This window comes from Paenibacillus sp. Y412MC10 (assembly GCF_000024685.1).
Taxonomy (GTDB): domain Bacteria; phylum Bacillota; class Bacilli; order Paenibacillales; family Paenibacillaceae; genus Paenibacillus_AQ; species Paenibacillus_AQ lautus_A.
In genome coordinates this window covers 6,822,299-6,837,799 of sequence record NC_013406.1, presented here as the reverse complement: position 1 = coordinate 6,837,799, position 15,501 = coordinate 6,822,299, and the positions used below count along the sequence as shown (strand labels likewise).

15 protein-coding genes are annotated in these 15,501 nt (G+C 54.2%); 10 read left to right on the top strand and 5 right to left on the bottom strand.

Annotation, left to right across the window (positions count from 1 at the left end; genetic code table 11):
- Nucleotides 1–53 precede the first annotated feature (53 nt).
- From GYMC10_RS30245 to GYMC10_RS30230, 4 genes are all read left to right on the top strand, one after another.
- Nucleotides 54–1,198 (top strand): IS3 family transposase gene (locus tag GYMC10_RS30245; RefSeq protein ID WP_155989902.1). Its coding sequence is split into 2 segments (ribosomal slippage): nucleotides 54–348 and nucleotides 348–1,198, totalling 1,146 coding nucleotides; the frame shifts between segments, so codons are not numbered across the junction.
- A 481-nt stretch (nucleotides 1,199–1,679) separates the two neighbouring features.
- Nucleotides 1,680–2,111 carry a MarR family winged helix-turn-helix transcriptional regulator gene (locus GYMC10_RS30240; RefSeq protein WP_015737903.1) on the top strand — a complete coding sequence of 144 codons (432 nt, stop codon included), beginning with the start codon at nucleotides 1,680–1,682 and terminating at the stop codon, nucleotides 2,109–2,111.
- Nucleotides 2,112–2,128: 17 nt separating this feature from the next.
- The gene (locus tag GYMC10_RS30235; RefSeq protein ID WP_015737902.1) at nucleotides 2,129–2,881 is read left to right on the top strand and encodes an SDR family NAD(P)-dependent oxidoreductase; all 753 of its coding nucleotides are present in this window, start codon (nucleotides 2,129–2,131) and stop codon (nucleotides 2,879–2,881) included.
- Nucleotides 2,882–2,987: 106 nt separating this feature from the next.
- A complete protein-coding gene (locus tag GYMC10_RS30230) occupies nucleotides 2,988–3,746 on the top strand; it encodes an SDR family NAD(P)-dependent oxidoreductase (RefSeq protein WP_015737901.1) in 759 nt (252 codons plus the stop codon).
- Between the two features lie 70 nt (nucleotides 3,747–3,816).
- Here GYMC10_RS30230 and GYMC10_RS30225 read toward each other — a convergent pair whose 3' ends face one another.
- From GYMC10_RS30225 to GYMC10_RS30200, 5 genes are all read right to left on the bottom strand, one after another.
- Nucleotides 3,817–4,854: an LLM class flavin-dependent oxidoreductase gene (locus GYMC10_RS30225; RefSeq protein WP_015737900.1), complete on the bottom strand. Its 1,038-nt coding sequence runs from the start codon at nucleotides 4,852–4,854 to the stop codon at nucleotides 3,817–3,819.
- 787 nt (nucleotides 4,855–5,641) lie between these two features.
- Nucleotides 5,642–6,943 carry a serine--tRNA ligase gene (gene serS, locus GYMC10_RS30215; RefSeq protein WP_015737899.1) on the bottom strand — a complete coding sequence of 434 codons (1,302 nt, stop codon included), beginning with the start codon at nucleotides 6,941–6,943 and terminating at the stop codon, nucleotides 5,642–5,644.
- Between the two features lie 330 nt (nucleotides 6,944–7,273).
- Entirely contained in the window at nucleotides 7,274–8,044 is a 771-nt protein-coding gene (locus GYMC10_RS30210; protein WP_015737898.1) for an ABC transporter permease, read from the bottom strand.
- A 24-nt stretch (nucleotides 8,045–8,068) separates the two neighbouring features.
- Entirely contained in the window at nucleotides 8,069–8,794 is a 726-nt protein-coding gene (locus tag GYMC10_RS30205) for an ABC transporter ATP-binding protein (protein ID WP_015737897.1), read from the bottom strand.
- Between the two features lie 88 nt (nucleotides 8,795–8,882).
- Nucleotides 8,883–9,407 carry a PadR family transcriptional regulator gene (locus GYMC10_RS30200; protein WP_015737896.1) on the bottom strand — a complete coding sequence of 175 codons (525 nt, stop codon included), beginning with the start codon at nucleotides 9,405–9,407 and terminating at the stop codon, nucleotides 8,883–8,885.
- A gap of 221 nt (nucleotides 9,408–9,628) precedes the next feature.
- Between GYMC10_RS30200 and GYMC10_RS30195 the strand changes: the two genes are divergently transcribed.
- The 6 genes from GYMC10_RS30195 to GYMC10_RS30165 all read left to right on the top strand — a co-directional run bounded on the left by GYMC10_RS30195 (nucleotide 9,629) and on the right by GYMC10_RS30165 (nucleotide 15,497).
- Nucleotides 9,629–10,612 (top strand): aldo/keto reductase, encoded by a 984-nt coding sequence (locus tag GYMC10_RS30195; RefSeq protein ID WP_015737895.1) that lies wholly within the window; start codon nucleotides 9,629–9,631, stop codon nucleotides 10,610–10,612.
- 197 nt (nucleotides 10,613–10,809) lie between these two features.
- Nucleotides 10,810–11,565: a threonine/serine exporter family protein gene (locus tag GYMC10_RS30190; RefSeq protein ID WP_015737894.1), complete on the top strand. Its 756-nt coding sequence runs from the start codon at nucleotides 10,810–10,812 to the stop codon at nucleotides 11,563–11,565.
- A gap of 23 nt (nucleotides 11,566–11,588) precedes the next feature.
- Nucleotides 11,589–12,035 (top strand): threonine/serine exporter family protein, encoded by a 447-nt coding sequence (locus GYMC10_RS30185; RefSeq protein ID WP_009592993.1) that lies wholly within the window; start codon nucleotides 11,589–11,591, stop codon nucleotides 12,033–12,035.
- A 419-nt stretch (nucleotides 12,036–12,454) separates the two neighbouring features.
- The gene (locus GYMC10_RS30175) at nucleotides 12,455–14,221 is read left to right on the top strand and encodes a LytS/YhcK type 5TM receptor domain-containing protein (protein ID WP_015737893.1); all 1,767 of its coding nucleotides are present in this window, start codon (nucleotides 12,455–12,457) and stop codon (nucleotides 14,219–14,221) included.
- Nucleotides 14,208–15,002 carry a LytR/AlgR family response regulator transcription factor gene (locus GYMC10_RS30170; RefSeq protein WP_015737892.1) on the top strand — a complete coding sequence of 265 codons (795 nt, stop codon included), beginning with the start codon at nucleotides 14,208–14,210 and terminating at the stop codon, nucleotides 15,000–15,002. Before GYMC10_RS30175 ends, GYMC10_RS30170 begins: the two co-directional genes overlap by 14 nt.
- Nucleotides 15,003–15,197: 195 nt before the next feature.
- The gene (locus GYMC10_RS30165; RefSeq protein WP_009593006.1) at nucleotides 15,198–15,497 is read left to right on the top strand and encodes a DUF485 domain-containing protein; all 300 of its coding nucleotides are present in this window, start codon (nucleotides 15,198–15,200) and stop codon (nucleotides 15,495–15,497) included.
- Nucleotides 15,498–15,501: the final 4 nt, after the last annotated feature.

Here is a 15,501-nt window from a genome sequence, read left to right as displayed (position 1 = left end):
GAGAATGCAACCATGTCGTAAGATATGGGGACAACTTTGGAGGTGTTTTTGCGTTGGCAACAAGAGTCAGCTATCCAGTAGAAGTGAAAAAGAAAGCTATTGAAATGAGGTTGGATGGCATTCCAGTGAAAGAAGTCATGGACCAACTGAACATACGAAATAAGACACAAGTGGAGACCTGGATGAGATGGTATCGCAGCGGCCAATGGAACCGGTTGGAGCAACCTGTCGGTAAACAATACAGCTACGGTAAAGGCCCTGAATATACGTCAGAACTCGAGAAGGTACAGGCGGAAAATCGGTTTCTGAAGCAACAATTAGATCTGCTAAAAAAGTTCGTGGAAATGCAAAGGAGGTGTCGCCAAAGGCTGTAGTGGAGTGGGTGGAGTCTGTTCGAGGAGAAATCAGTGTAACTCAAGCGTGTGCATGGATCGGGCTTTCTCGCTCCACCTACTATCGCTGGAAGAACGCCTACAAGAACCCATGTAAAGATCACATGGTAGAGACGATTCGAGAACTCTGTAGTCAGCATAAATTTCGTTATGGATACCGGAAGATCACGGCTCTGCTTCGGATGGAGCGTAAGATAAACCATAAACGCGTGCAGCGGATTATGCAGCGCGAGGGGCTCCAATGTCGTGTCAAAGTGAAGAAACGCAAACCTACTGGGCAGCCAGCTTATATCGCAGAGCACTTGTTAAAGCGCCAGTTTGCAGCCGATGCCCCCATGCAAAAACTCGTTACAGATATTACGTATTTGCCGTTTGGCGGAAAAACGTTATACCTGTCGAGTATCTTGGACTTGTTTAACGGAGAGATTGTGGCGTACAGTATTTCTGACAAGCAAGACACCGGGTTTGTCCTGGACACGCTGGGTCAGCTGCCCACTCTGCCAGGCACTATGCTCCATAGCGACCAGGGCAGCGTCTTCACATCTCAGGCCTATCAAGAAGCTGTGAAGGGAAAAGGCATTACCATGAGCATGTCCCGCAAGGGTACGCCCGCTGATAATGCCCCCATTGAATCGTTTCATTCCACGCTAAAGTCTGAAACGTTCTATCTCGAAGGTTTAACCTGTACGACGACAGCCATCGTCGAGCAGACCGTTCGAGACTACATTACTTACTATAACTCAATTCGCATTCAAACAAAACTAAACAACCAGTCGCCGCTTCATTTCCGGCAACTGGCTGCTTAAACTTGCAAGGTGTTTTGATCCCTGTCTCACAAACGGGGGTCAGTCCCTCAGGGTGGTGCCTTTTTTTGTTGGTGGAGGCTGAACACTGGAGTTCTTCCCATCCGTCGGAGTCCAGCTCGGCGCCACCATGACATCTTCTTTATTCTTCAAGGTAACATGTGTAGTTTAGAGGGTTACGCCGAAGCAACGATGGATATACTTTCAAGAGCACCTGCGGGTGCTCTTTTTTTATTGGCCGATTTGTAGTGCAGCAGCATCTTTGCCCATCTTTTTTAATATAGACTGGTTGTTTCCTGCGGGTGTGGTGTTTGTGGGAATAACCACCAAATCGGGCATTTTATCGTGGTTGACGAGCCATGTGAAAGGGTATACAATTTGAATTGTTAAAAGCTTTTAACTATTTAAATTTGTAATATATAAGTGAGGGACTTCGTTAAGCATCGAGGTGATGAAACTGGATAAGCGGGAGCATTTATCTAACATGGTAGCCCGTCAGATGATGACGCTTGTGGCGAACTATGCCAAGATTCTGGACAATGATTTGACCGGCCCCCAGTATTACGTGCTTCAGACCTTGGCGTATGAGGGGCAGCAGACCAGCTCATATTTTGCCAATGCCCTGAATGTTACGCTGTCGGCTGTCACCAACTTGAGCAACAAGCTGGTAAGCAAGGGTTATATTGAACGGGTAGCGTCGAGCGAGGACAGGCGTCAAGTCTATCTTAGGATCACGGAGCAGGGACGCGAGGTGGAAGCCCGGATGATTGCGAAGTACCGTGACTTGAATGAAGGCTTATGGTCGGATTTCTCGGATCAGGAGATGGATGTCTTGATCGCTTCGTACGAGAAGATGACCGAGCATTTGCAGCTTAAGATCGGGCAGTCCCATATGGACAGCCAATCCAACGGCTAACATTAGGAGGTATTTATATGGGGAGATTAGACAATAAAGTAGCGATTATTACGGGTGCGGCTGGAGGCATGGGTAAGGCTGACGCTCTTTTGTTTGCGCAAGAGGGGGCCAAGGTAGCGATTACGGACCTTCAGGAGGATAAAATCAAAGACGTCGTCGCTGAGATTGAAGCGCTCGGCGGCGAAGCGCTGGGGATCAAGCATAATGTTGCTTCCGAAGAAGATTGGGTCCGCGTCGTGGACGAAACGGTTCAAAAATTCGGCAAAATCGACATTCTGGTCAACAATGCCGGTGTCTCCAATGCAACGCCGTTCATGGATTTGACGGTCGAAGGCTGGGAGAAGACGATGTCGATCAACGTTACGAGCATATTCCTCGGCCAAAAATATGTCATACCGCACATGATCGAAGCCGGCGGCGGTTCCATCGTCAACATCTCCTCCATTGCCGGCCTGACGGGCGGAAGCGGCGCCGGTCCTTACACGGCAAGCAAAGGCGCGGTACGCATGCTGACCAAAGCCACGGCCGTTGACTTTGCGAAGCATAACATCCGCTGCAACTCGGTGCACCCGGGCTACATCGAAACGCCAATGACCGTGGATCTCTTCAAGGACGAAAAAATGATGCAGTGGTTCCAGTCCCAGACGCCGTTGCCACGACTCGGCAAAGCGGAAGATATCGCACGCGGCGTGCTGTTCCTGGCATCCGACGAGTCCTCTTACATTACGGGCGTCGAGCTGCCGATCGACGGCGGGTATTACGCGAAGTAAGCCAGACATCCATTCGGCTTGTTCATAAGCTGTCGATGTTTTCAATCAGAAGGACACAAGCGCAGTCAGACGTTATATTTATTTTCATCAAGGGGAGTGTTGTTTCATGTCCGATAACCAACAGATTGCTGTCATTACCGGCGCGGCCAGCGGGATCGGCAGAGCCGCCAGCCTGAAATTGGCTGAGAACGGTGCCGCGGTTGTGCTCGTGGATTTCAACAAGGAAGCCGGCGAAGAGACGCTGCGCTTGATTAAGGAGCAGGGCGGAGAGGGAATCTTCGTGCAGGCGGATGTGACAAAAACCGAGGATGTTCAGAACTATGTGAACAAGGCGGTTGAAGCTTACGGCCGAATCGATTTCTTCTTCAATAATGCAGGTATCGTGCAGAAGTTCTCCATGCTGGACGATATCGACGAGAACGAATTTGACCGTCAAATGTCCGTGAATGTGAAGGGCGCTTTCCTTGGCATGAAGTATGTTTTGAAGGTCATGAAGGAACAGGGCAGCGGACATATCGTGAACACGGCTTCCACGGCGGGCATCCGCAGCGAACACAGTGCCGCCGCATATTCGGCAAGCAAGCACGCGGTTGTGGGCTTGACCAAGGCAGCTGCGCTGGAATACGTGAAGCAGGGCATTCGCGTGAACGCCATCTGCCCGGGCGGCGTTCAGACGCCGCTGACCGCAGCGGTGGCCAAGTCCTTCATGGAAGGCGGCTACGTGCCTGAGGAAGTGGGCAACATGCGGATGGGCCGTCCGGCTGAGGCGGACGAAATCGCAAACGTGGTTGCCTTCCTGGCTTCCCCGGGCTCCAGCTACATGACAGGCTCGCTGGTTACGATTGATGGCGGGCTGACGCTGTAATATCCGGATTGAAAACAAGACCAGTCAGGCACCGGGATTCCGGGCTTGACTGGTCTTTTTGGCATGACGTTTATTTGATGCCGACGACTTCCGCCAGCAGCTCATAAGAACGGAGGCGCGCCTGATGATCATAGATCGCGGCCGCGACAATGATTTCGTCCGCGTCCGTCGACTGCTGGAACTGCTCCAGCTGCGCGCGGACGGTTTCGGGACTGCCGATGGCGGAAAAACTGAGCTGGCGCTTCACGATGGCCTGCTCCTGCAGGTTCCACAGATCATCCATGCTGTCCACCGGCGGACTCAGCTGGCCCGTGCGGCCCCGGATGATGTTCAGGAACTGCTGGTACGGCGAGGTAGCCAGGCGCTGCGCTTCCTCATCCGTGTCGGCGCAGATCACGTTCACGCCGATCATGGCATACGGCTTGCTCAACTCGGATGAAGGGCGGAAGCTGGTCCGGTACAGATCGAGCGCAGCCATTAGATAGTCCGGAGCAAAGTGGCTAGCAAAAGAGAACGGAAGCCCCAGCTGACCCGCAAGCTGCGCACTGAAACCGCTGGAGCCGAGCAGCCAGATCGGAACATGCAGGCCTTCCCCCGGAATCGCCCGGATGCGCATGGACGAGCCGGAGGTAGGCTGGAAGTAATTCCGCAGCTCGCCGAGGCGGTCCGGGAAGTCCTGGCCGTCGCTGCCCGGGCCGCGGCGGAGCGCCCGGGAGGTCAGCTGATCTGAACCCGGCGCACGGCCAAGACCTAGATCGATCCGGCCGGGATACAAGGATTCGAGGGTGCCGAACTGCTCGGCAATGACAAGCGGAGCATGGTTCGGCAGCATAATGCCGCCGGATCCGACGCGGATCTTGCTGGTGCCTCCGGCCACATGGCCTATGACCACCGAAGTGGCCGAGCTGGCGATCCCCGGCATGTTGTGATGTTCGGCAAGCCAGTAGCGGTTATAGCCCCACTTCTCGGCATGCTGAGCCAGATCAAGCGTATTCCGCAGCGACTGTGCAGCTGTGCTGCCCGCTGTAATCGGCGCCAGATCGAGGATGGAAATCGGGATATCGCGAAGCGTTTTGGACGCTGTATGGTCAAGATTTGCTTCTGTCATACGGAATGACCTCCTTATTTGTGCACGGCACGGTAAGTATTCTATATAGAGACGGGCACCCGGTCGAACGGACGCCGGGCATGAAATCCATCTATCGAAAAATGGTATCTCTATATAACGAACATTATATACCTACTTAATCCATAAGAAAAATGTACATCGATGTACTTTCACAGAAGCCAGACCGCGTTTAGCGGAATTTTTTCTTGCGATGATCGAATGGTCCGGCTTTGCTGAAAGCTTGCAAATTCGATCATCTAAAGAAAAATGTACATCGATGTACTTTCACAGAAGCCAGACCGCGTTTAGCGGAAATTTTTCTTGCGATGATCGAATGGTCGCTTTGCTGAAAGCTTGTAGATTCGATCATCTAAAGAAAAATGTACATCGATGTACTTTCACAGAAGCCAGACCGCGTTTAGCGGAAATTTTTCTTGCGATGATCGAATGGTCGCTTTGCTGAAAGCTTGTAGATTCGATAATCTAAAGAAAAATGTACATCGAAGAATCCCCAGAGAAGCCAGACCGCGTTTAGCGGAAATTTTTCTTGCGATGATCGAAAGGTCCAGCTTTGCTGAAAGCTTGTAGATTCGAAATCGGCATGCAGCTCATCCATATAGTATATGCTTTTTAAGCTGGTCTAAGTATCGCCAAACCCTATTCATGCATTTTTAATGAAGGAGTTTCGATGCACAGCTTCTCACATAATATGAGTTCAAAAACACCAAACAACGCAGCCATCACATGGCTGCGTTGTTGAACGTTAGATAATAAGCTGATGGTGTCCTTATTCCGCTCCGTTGGGCAGCTCAATCCGCTCCATCCCGTTCATGTAAGGCCTGAGCGCCTTCGGAATGAGGATCGAACCGTCGGGCTGCTGGTGGTTCTCCAGCAGCGGGATGAGAATTCGCGGCGAAGCCACGGCCGTATTGTTCAGGGTGTGACAGTAGCGCAGCTTGCCTTCCGCGTCCCGGTAGCGGATGTTCGAGCGGCGCGCCTGGAAGTCGAGCAGATTCGACGACGAGTGGGTCTCCCCATAAGCTCCGCGGCTTGGCATCCATGTCTCAATGTCGTATTGTTTGTATGTTTTCTGCGACATGTCCCCGGTACAGACGGCAACGACCCGGTAAGGCAATTCGAGCTTCTGCAGTAGTTCCTCGGCATTGGCCGTAATCTCTTGCAGAAGCTGCTCCGAGGCCTCCGTGCTGGCTTCGCAGAGAACGACCTGTTCCACCTTCGCGAACTGGTGCACCCGATAGAGGCCGTGGACGTCCCGGCCGCCCGAGCCAACCTCGCTCCGGAAGCAAAGCGATGCTGCTGCCAGGCGAATCGGCTCCGCTACATCGACGATTTCCCCGCTGTAGAACGATACCAACGGCACCTCCGAGGTACCGACGAGCCATTTATCTTGCTCCGTAATTTGAAAGGCCTGATCCTGACCGAGCGGGAAGAAGGCGGTATTCTGCATGGCCTCCGTCCTTACGGTTAACGGTACATCCATAAGGGCGAAACCCTTGGCGACCAGCATATCCACCGCCAGCTGCTGAACGGCCCGATGGAGCATTGCGCCGATGCCTGTCAGGTAGTAGCTGCGCGTGCCAGCGGTTTTGACGCCGCGGGGAATGTCGACCATGCGGTGCAGTTCCCCGAGCGTGACATGGTCCCTGAATTCATAATCAAACACGGGGAGCTCGCCGACTCGTCTGATCTCCACGTTGTCCTCATCCGAGGCTCCCACAGGCGTGTCCGGCGACACGATATTCGGCACGAGTATAAGCAGCTCGTTATAAGCTTCGTTAACCTCCCGGTATAACGTTTCCTGCTGGTCTAGTTCCTCGTTGATGGTTTTGACCTGCTGTTTTTGCCGTTCCGCTTCATCCGGTTTGCCTTGCCGCACCAGGGCACTGATCTCCTGCGAGATGGCATTACGCTGCTGACGCAATGCTTCCACGGCCAACAGCAGCGTACGCCGCTGGTCATCCAGCCGGACAAGCTCGGCAACCGAAAGGGCGATGCCTTTCCGGTCAGCCACTTGCTGCAATTCTTCCTGATGATCCGTGCTCTCCCGGATCCATTTCATATCTAACATAATCACCGCGCTCCTTTGCCCTAAAAAAATAAAAAAGCGTCCTAGTCCATATGGGACGAGGGACGCTTATGCGCTCGCGGTGCCACCCAAATTGATTGAACCGTAACCTGACCAGGGAACATGTCGGCCTGCGTTCAATCCACTTTGATTCCGCGATAACGGGCGGGTCCGGTTAACTTAGGGGGACGGCTGATCGGGTGTAGATCGAATCCCCTTGACGAGAACGCCTCAGAGTTGGAAGCTCATCATCGGCCTGATGCTGATATTGTTGTTCAGTATACCGCATGAGATGTCTTTTATACAAGGGGTTAACCGGATTTTTGTACGCCGTTACGTCGACGCCGCTTTCTTCGCGGATCCCTGCCTCCAGCTGACAGGCTGCTCTGCGTCCCAGCGGAAAGTCCACGCCGCCGCTCCGAGAATGAGGATCGTAAAGCCGGTCAGGATGAGGAGCGGCATCCATATGCCGGCGATATCTCCCTGCGGATGGACAGCGATCGCCATGGCATCGACCAGATGGTGAAACGGCTGCAGCTGCCCCAGGGTGACGACCCATGATGGGGCATGTTCCAAGGAGTAGAAGGCTTCGCTGGTCAGCAGCATCGGAAAGCTCATCAAGTTCGAGATCATGTTGACATTGCCTTCGTCCCTGGACAGATTGGCAGCCAGAAAACCGAGCGCGGTAAAACACGCGGAGCCGATCAGCAGTACGAGCAGCATCAGCGCCAGTCCCGTGAGGCTCAACTGCACCCCAAGCAGAAGCAGGCTCATGAGAATCGCGCAGGCGCTGACGAGCAGGGCCAGCACGGTTCGTGCCCCTGTCATTGCGGCAATGAAGGAGACGGTTCGAAAGGGCGTCGCCCGCAGCAGCTTGTAGATGCCCCGGTTGCGCTGGGCCATGACGTTAAAAGCGGTGACCATAGTGGCCCCGAACAGGATGTTGGTTGTCAGCACGCCTGCGAGGAGTCGGTGGGAGTAGGTCGCATCATGGAAATAAAGACCCAATCCGACCAGTATGGCGATTGGAAAAACGATGTTCCAAACCAGGGTGTGGGTGTCGCGGAACATGCTCCGCAGCATCGTTGCCATAATCATACGCATATCGATTCCTCCTAAGGTTTCTTTTTACTTGCATTCTCCATTTTCGAGTTCATCGGTCAATTGGATATACAGCTGTTCCAGGCTGTCCGTACCGTAACGACTGAGCAGCTCATCCGGCGTGCCGGAGGCCTTCACCTTTCCACCGCAGATAAGCACCAACCGGGTGGCAAGCTTATGGACCTCCTCCATGTCATGCGAGGTGAACACGATGGAGGTGCCGATATCCGCCAGTGAACGGATCAGCTCCCGGATATCCCGGCGGGCCCGCGGGTCCAGCGCAGCGGTGGGCTCGTCGAGGAACAGCAGCTTGGGGTCATGGACCAGCGTCATGGCAATGGCGAGCCGTTTCTGCTGCCCCCCGGAGAGTGTGAGCGCATCGGTTCTGGCAGCCTCCGCAAGTCCGCAGCGGTCCAGGTGCCGGATCAGCTCCGCGCCGCTGAGACGTTTGCCGTAGAAGGCGGCGAACATGCGCAGATTCTCTATGGCGGTAAATCCGGGAAAGAAGGGAGTGGACTGCAGCTGAAGCCCGATATGCGGCGAAGGATCGGATGTCCAGTAGGTGACCGAGCCGGCATCGGGGCAGCGCAGACCCAGCACCAGATCCAGCGTCGTCGACTTCCCCGCGCCGTTCGGCCCGATGATCGCCAGCACTTCGCCTTCCCGTATGTTTAGAGTCACATCCTGTACGACCCTCCGCTGCTCATAGGTTTTTCTTAATCCCCTTGCTTGAATGAGTGTAGTTGACGTCATTTTGCGTTTCACGCTCCTTATTTGACCAATGTTATATATCCAATGTTGGATATTAGCCGAAAATGAAAGCCGCAGCTGAAGCTGAGGCTTATTCTTGAACGAGTGCAATGATCTTGTGGAGAAAGGCGATGTCCTGTTCCAGGATCGAAATCGCATTATCGAAGGTGGCAAGGGCAATCTTCGATAAGCCGTACTGGCCCTTGATTTCCTTACCCGAACGCCACTGGGCCAGCGATTCCTCCACTTGCTTGAGATTCTTCTCCAGCAATTCCACCGCTTCCTCCTTAGGAATGTCCTCGATCCAGACCAAACCGAGCGAAAAGTCGGATTTGACGGTGTGGGGAGGAAGCGTCAACGTCTCGCGAATCATCTGCTGGAATAGCTTCTCACCTTCATCCGTGATGCTGTAAATTTTGCGGAGTCTCGCGCCGGTTCGCTCTTCGGCAGTGGCTGCAATCAACCCGTCGCTTTCCATCTTGTTCAGCGCGTAATAGATCGAACCGGACAGGATATTCGTCCACAGGTCCATACGGCTGGCCTGAATGAGCTGCTGGATTTCATATCCGTGCATAGGACGCTGTCGAAGAAATGAAAGCAGGATGAGGTTGGTCATGTAGGATCACTTCCTTAGGATGTGTGTGTAGAATTATGAATTCCATTACTGAATATCCAACGTTGGTTATTCGATGATTGTAATTATAAAGACGATGGAATCATTTGTCAACGATCCCCGATGAAATAGATATATGACATATGGATTGAATGAAAGCGATTTAACGTTTAGTCTAGTAGTGTGAACTAGTATGGCAGTTGGATGAGGAGGCTATAACGTCGATGAATTACAGACAATTGGGAAATACGGAGCTTCACATTAGCGAGGTCAGCTTCGGCACATGGGCGATCGGAGGCTCATGGGGGCAGACCGATGATCAGGAAGCCTTGAAGGGATTGGACCGCGCCATCGGCGAGGGCGTAAACTTCTTCGATACGGCCGACGTCTATGGAGACGGGCATGCCGAGGATTTGCTCGCGCGCGCAACCAAAGGGAAAGAAGATACCGTGCATGTGGCCACCAAGTTTTGCCGCGCCGGTGATATTCATGATCTTCAGACCTATTCCGAGGCGTCGATCCGCCGTTATTGCGAGGGCAGTCTGAAGCGGCTGCAGCGGGAGCGGATTGATCTTTATCAGGTTCACTGCCCTCCCTTCGAGGTGTTGAAGGACGGACGAGTGTTTGAAGTGCTGGACAAGCTGCAGGCCGAGGGGAAAATCCGACATTACGGCGTCAGCGTGGAAACGGTGGAGGAAGGATTGTTCTGTCTTGGGGTACCGGGGGTGAAGTCCCTGCAGGTGATTTTCAATCTGTTCCGCCAAAAACCGCTGGCCCAACTGCTCCCGAAGGCCAAAGCGTCGGGCGTCGGCATATTGGTGCGCTTGCCGCTCGCCAGCGGTTTGCTAACCGGAAAATTTACGGAGAGCACTACCTTCAGCGAGGGGGATCACCGGAATTTCAACGCGAACGGCGAGCAGTTTAACGTAGGCGAGACTTTTGCCGGCCTCCGATTTGAAAAAGGTGTCGAGCTCGCCAGAGAGCTCGCCTGGATTGCCGAGGGCCGAGGCGACATGGCTCGTGCATCCATGCGCTGGATTCTGGATTGCCCGGAGGTCACTGCCGTGATTCCCGGCTTCCGCAACGTCCGCCAGATCGAAGACAACCTGGGCACGCTGGACGTGCCTTCGTTCAGCATGGAGGAGAAAGAACGCCTTGCGCTTTTCTATCAGGAGCAGGTAGCCATGCACATCCGCGGCGCCTATTAAGCCGATTTCGAGAATAATAGGAGAGAAGCCTCCCGGTCATCGGGAGGCTTCTTGTTTAGGGCGATGAGATGGAATCAAACGAACGGAAGCTGCTGCAGCGCTGCTTTAAAGCATATCCTATGCTTTATCATGGAAATGATACTATAATATAGGCAAAGATTCTGAATCGGAATGTGTTCAGCAGGAGGATTGTCGATTTGAATGATTTGTTGAAGCGGGAGCATGACATTATCAAGGTCTGCTTGTTAGCAGGCAAAATCATGCTGCAGAGCGGCGCGGAGACCTATCGGGTCGAGGATACGATGATGCGGATCGCCGCGGCTTTCGGCGTGGAGAACAGCCACAGCTATATGACCCCGACGGGCATTATCTTCTCGGTGGAGGAGCCGCAGCATATTACGCGGCTTATTCGTATTTCGGATCGGACAACCAATCTCCATAAGATCGATCAGGTCAACAGCGTGTCCCGGAGCGTCAGCCTCGGCGAGCTGACGATGGAAGAGGCTTACCGGGCCCTGGAGCGAATCGAGCATGAGCAGGCCATTTATCCGACATGGGTGCTGATTCTACTGTCAGCGATCGCAAGCGGGTGCTTTCTCATCATGTTTCGCGGCATCTGGCCGGATTTCGTACCGGCGGCCGTTGCGGGCGGCCTGGGCTTCTCCTGCTTCGTATTCATGCATCGGGTCATTCCCGTCCGGTTCTTCGCCGAATTCTCGGGTGCGCTCGTCATCGGCATAACCTCCGTTTGGATGGTCAGATTCGGATTCGGCCATCAGCTGGATACGATCATCATCAGTTCCGTGATGCCGCTGGTACCGGGCTTGCTGATCACGAATGCCATTCGCGATCTGATGGCAGGGCATCTGATATCCGGCTTGTCCAAAGGGGCGGAGGCTTTTGTTACGTCCTTTGCCATCGGCGCGGGCATTGCGTTTACTTTGTCATTCTAAGAGATGGGAAGTATGGAGGGATAATGGTGGCAACCTTTTATATACAGCAGCTCATTACGAGTTTCGTTGCTTCGGCGGCATTCGGGATCATCTTTAACGTACCCAAAAAAGCACTGCTGCAGTGCGGGTTTGCCGGCATGGTGGGCTGGCTGCTCTACATCATGCTTCAGGATATGAGGGTTGAGCCGGTGACGGCCACCGTAGTTGCGGCTTTTTGCGTGACGATGATCAGTCATTTTTTCGCCAAAAAGTACAAGACTCCCATCATCGTGTTCAGCGTGTCGGGGATTATTCCGCTCGTACCGGGCGGTGTCGCCTATAATGCCCTTCGCCATGTGGCCCAGAATCAATTCGATCAGGCCGTCCAGCTGGGGGCCCAAGCGTTCATGATTTCAGGCGCCATCGCGCTGGGGTTGCTGCTGTCGGAGGTGACCAATCAGGTCATAAGGAAATGGTCGATCACCCGATAAACCGATAAACCAGTAATCCTGCACCCTGAAATCCGGACCCCGGCAACCCGAAACGAACCCGTTTATATGCGAAGCATGCGCTTCGATCCGACGGGAAATGCCCATGCTCCGACTCGTTGGTATCCGGGGGAGGGACACCTATGCGTGTGTAATTGAATTGATGAACCAGCCGTATGTACGCATTTTTGCGGGATGCGGTTTTTTGCGCGCTCGCCAAGGCGTGAATATCCTCCCCTCCTTCATGCATTTTTTTACATTAGTTTCATGTTATGCCTTTTTATTGTCCAAATCCTCGACATGCTATATAATCTTTCTTGCAAAAATGAAACCGTATTCACAGGTGTTCTTTCCGTATCCACAGCGTTACCGAACGTCAGGTGAAGATTCGATTCGCAGTCCATCAAAAAAGAGGGATGTCCATGCAGGAGCTGACGCTGCATTTGTTCGAACGGATGGGCATGCTGCTCATCCTGACTTTTATACTGACGAGAATTCCGCTGTTCCGCCAATTGCTGGACCGCAAAGAGATGTCCGGCATGCGGATGTTCATCTATTCCGGCCTGTTCGGGCTCTTCGGCATCCTCGGGACTTATGCGGGCGTTGTCGTGGAGAACGGCGAGTCCAGTTCCTCCTTCTGGCTGATGCGGCTGACCGGAGAGCAGGCCCTGGCCCACTCCGCCCTGGTCGGGGTGGTGATCGGCGGACTGATTGGCGGTCCCCGCGTAGGCATCGGGGGCGGGCTCCTGGCGGGCGCCCACCTCCTGTATATCGGCGGTGCCACGGGGCTGGCAGGCGCAATCGCCGTGCCATTAACGGGAGCGCTGGCTGGAGGCGTGGCCCGATTCTTCTCGCAGGAGCGGGTCATCTCGCCGACGAAAGCGTTATTCGTCGGCATGTTCGCTCCGATCCTGCTCATGGGGATGATTTTGATCTGTGCGGATGAGCCGGATCGTGCAGTGGAACTGGTCAACCTGATCGGCCTGCCGATGGTGCTGACGAATAGCATCTCCATTGCAATCTTTACGACGATGCTGCGGGTTGCGCTCACCGAGGAGGAACGGGCAGCCGCGTATGAGACGGAGAAGGCATTCCATATCGCGGAATCGGCGCTCCCGCATCTGAAGCAGGGGCTGACGTACCGTACGGCTCAGGCCGTGGCGGCCTTGCTGCTGCGAGAGCTGAAAACAGCGGCCGTCGCCATTACCGATACGGAGCGGTTCCTGGCTCATGCCGGCGCCGGGAGCCGTACCCTTGATCCCGGAGAAGAGATCCAATCGGACTTGACCAAGAACGTCATCGCGACAGGCGAGCTTCGGATCATCGAGAATGCGGAAGAGATCCAGCCCCGGCATCCGGCGCTCGGGGCCGCCATCCTTGTCCCGATCATTGAGGCAGGCCAGGTCGTGGGCGTCATTCAGTTCTACTTCAAGCGGCCGGAGGATATCCGGCGCGTCGAGCTGGTGATGGCCCAGGGGCTGGGACAGCTGATTTCCTATCAGCTCGGGGCCACCGCACACGAGAAGATGAGCCATTTAATGAAAGAGGCGGAACTCAAGCTGCTGCAGGCGCAGATCAATCCGCACTTTCTATTCAATACCCTCAACGCGATTCATTCGTTGATTCGCACCGATCCGCTGCTGGCACGACATGCCACGATGCAGCTGGGGGCATTCATGCGCCTGAACGTCAAGGTCATGGCGTCCCGCAGAACGACCATTCGCGAGGAGATGGAGCTGTTGAATGCCTATCTGGACATTATACAGATCCGGTTCGAGGATCAGTTCGCGTTTGAGTGCCAGCTCGATCCCGCGCTTGGCGAGCTTATGATTCCGCCGGCAACGCTGCAAATGCTGGTGGAGAACAGCATTAAGCACGGCCTGCGCGACAAAGCGAGCGGAGGCGTCATTCGGCTGAGCCTAAGCCGGGCCGGTGATATGGCGGTTGTTCAACTGCGGGACAACGGGATCGGCATTTCGCCGGAAGTGCTGGACAGCTTAGGCGATCAACCGATCATCGGCAGCGAGGGTACGGGAAACGGCATTTACAATATCAATCAGCGTTTAATCAGCATGTTTGGCAAAGAGGCCAGACTTATCGTGGAGAATCTCGCAGAGGGCGGCTGCAGCATATCCTTCAGCATCCCCTGCAGCTTGTCGGAAGGGAGCCGGTACCGTGAAGCGAATTAAAACGATGATAGCGGAAGACGAACGATTGGCAAGGGAGGAGCTGGCTTACCTGCTGGAACAGGAGCCCGATATCGAGCTGCTTCCGCATGCCGCGAACGGACGGGAGCTGCTGGAGCTTGTCCCCTTGCGGCAGCCGGATGTCGTCTTTCTCGACGTTCATATGCCGGAGCTGGAAGGGTTGCAGGCGGCGCGCATGCTGAAGGCCTCCCCGATCTCGCCCTTGATTGTGTTTACGACGGCCTACGACGAGTATGCCGTTGAAGCGTTTGGCCTGAACGCGATCGATTACCTGCTGAAGCCTTATAGCCATATGCGGTTGAAGGAAACCCTGCAGCGAATTAGAAGCAGGATTCAGGAAGGGAATGCCTTCCCGAAACAGGAGGCTCACGATGCTATTCAGGCCGCTCCTTATCCATCCACGGAGGCTGCCGCCCGCAGCATGCGCGGCAAACTTCTGTTCGACGACGGGGATAAACATGTGCTGGTTGATCCCGAGGCGATCCTGTACGCGGTGCGCGAGGAACGTGTCATTCGCGTATGGACGGCGGAAGGCCAGCGGATTACGAGCAAAAGCACCTTGCAGGAGCTGGAGGAGAAGCTTGCGGGTTACTCCTTCTTTCGCCCTCATCGCAGTTATCTGGTTAACGTGAACTGGATCGCGGAGCTCTCCCCTTGGCAGAACGGAGCTTACAACATCGTGCTGAAGGGTGAGCAGCGGTCGATGATTCCATTGTCCCGGGAGGCTGCACGGGATTTGTTCCGGTTGCTTAGGGAGGCTTGAAAAAGGACAAAGAATAGCGCTCAAGTATGGCGGTTTCCTCCCGGTTCGGGCGGCATATCCGCCCTTTCGCGCACCCTGCCCGACGTTTCGCGCAGGAGCTGTGGTCGATGGCAATCCTCCCGTATATAATCATTCTAAAGCGCTTTCATTGATGGAAGACGCAATAGATCCTGATCGTTAATGGAGGGAAAGGCAATGGAAGAAAAAAGCTATACCGAAGTATGGCATTCCGAAAAATTCAAAACGCTGCTCTCCCGCAAGAAACGGTTCATTATTCCCATGACCGTCTTTTTTCTTCTGTTTTATTTTGCGCTGCCGATCCTTACTTCGTACACCGACGTGTTGAATCACCCGGCGATCGGCCCGATCACGTGGGCATGGGTATTTGCCTTCGCCCAATTCGTCATGACATGGGTTCTGTGCATTCTCTACTCCCGCAAGGCGGCCCAGTTTGACCGAATGGTAGACGATATCAAAAAGGATATGGGGGCGTAATCGA

Coding starts and splice junctions, on each gene's coding strand:
- GYMC10_RS30235 (WP_015737902.1), top strand. CDS start 2,129: ATGGGGAGATTAGACAATAAAGTAGCGATTATTACGGGTGCGGCTGGA.
- GYMC10_RS30230 (WP_015737901.1), top strand. CDS start 2,988: ATGTCCGATAACCAACAGATTGCTGTCATTACCGGCGCGGCCAGCGGG.
- GYMC10_RS30210 (WP_015737898.1), bottom strand. CDS start 8,044: ATGCGTATGATTATGGCAACGATGCTGCGGAGCATGTTCCGCGACACC.
- GYMC10_RS30185 (WP_009592993.1), top strand. CDS start 11,589: ATGGTGGCAACCTTTTATATACAGCAGCTCATTACGAGTTTCGTTGCT.
- GYMC10_RS30225 (WP_015737900.1), bottom strand. CDS start 4,854: ATGACAGAAGCAAATCTTGACCATACAGCGTCCAAAACGCTTCGCGAT.
- GYMC10_RS30175 (WP_015737893.1), top strand. CDS start 12,455: ATGCAGGAGCTGACGCTGCATTTGTTCGAACGGATGGGCATGCTGCTC.
- serS (WP_015737899.1), bottom strand. CDS start 6,943: ATGTTAGATATGAAATGGATCCGGGAGAGCACGGATCATCAGGAAGAA.
- GYMC10_RS30165 (WP_009593006.1), top strand. CDS start 15,198: ATGGAAGAAAAAAGCTATACCGAAGTATGGCATTCCGAAAAATTCAAA.
- GYMC10_RS30200 (WP_015737896.1), bottom strand. CDS start 9,407: ATGACCAACCTCATCCTGCTTTCATTTCTTCGACAGCGTCCTATGCAC.
- GYMC10_RS30240 (WP_015737903.1), top strand. CDS start 1,680: ATGGTAGCCCGTCAGATGATGACGCTTGTGGCGAACTATGCCAAGATT.
- GYMC10_RS30205 (WP_015737897.1), bottom strand. CDS start 8,794: ATGACGTCAACTACACTCATTCAAGCAAGGGGATTAAGAAAAACCTAT.
- GYMC10_RS30195 (WP_015737895.1), top strand. CDS start 9,629: ATGAATTACAGACAATTGGGAAATACGGAGCTTCACATTAGCGAGGTC.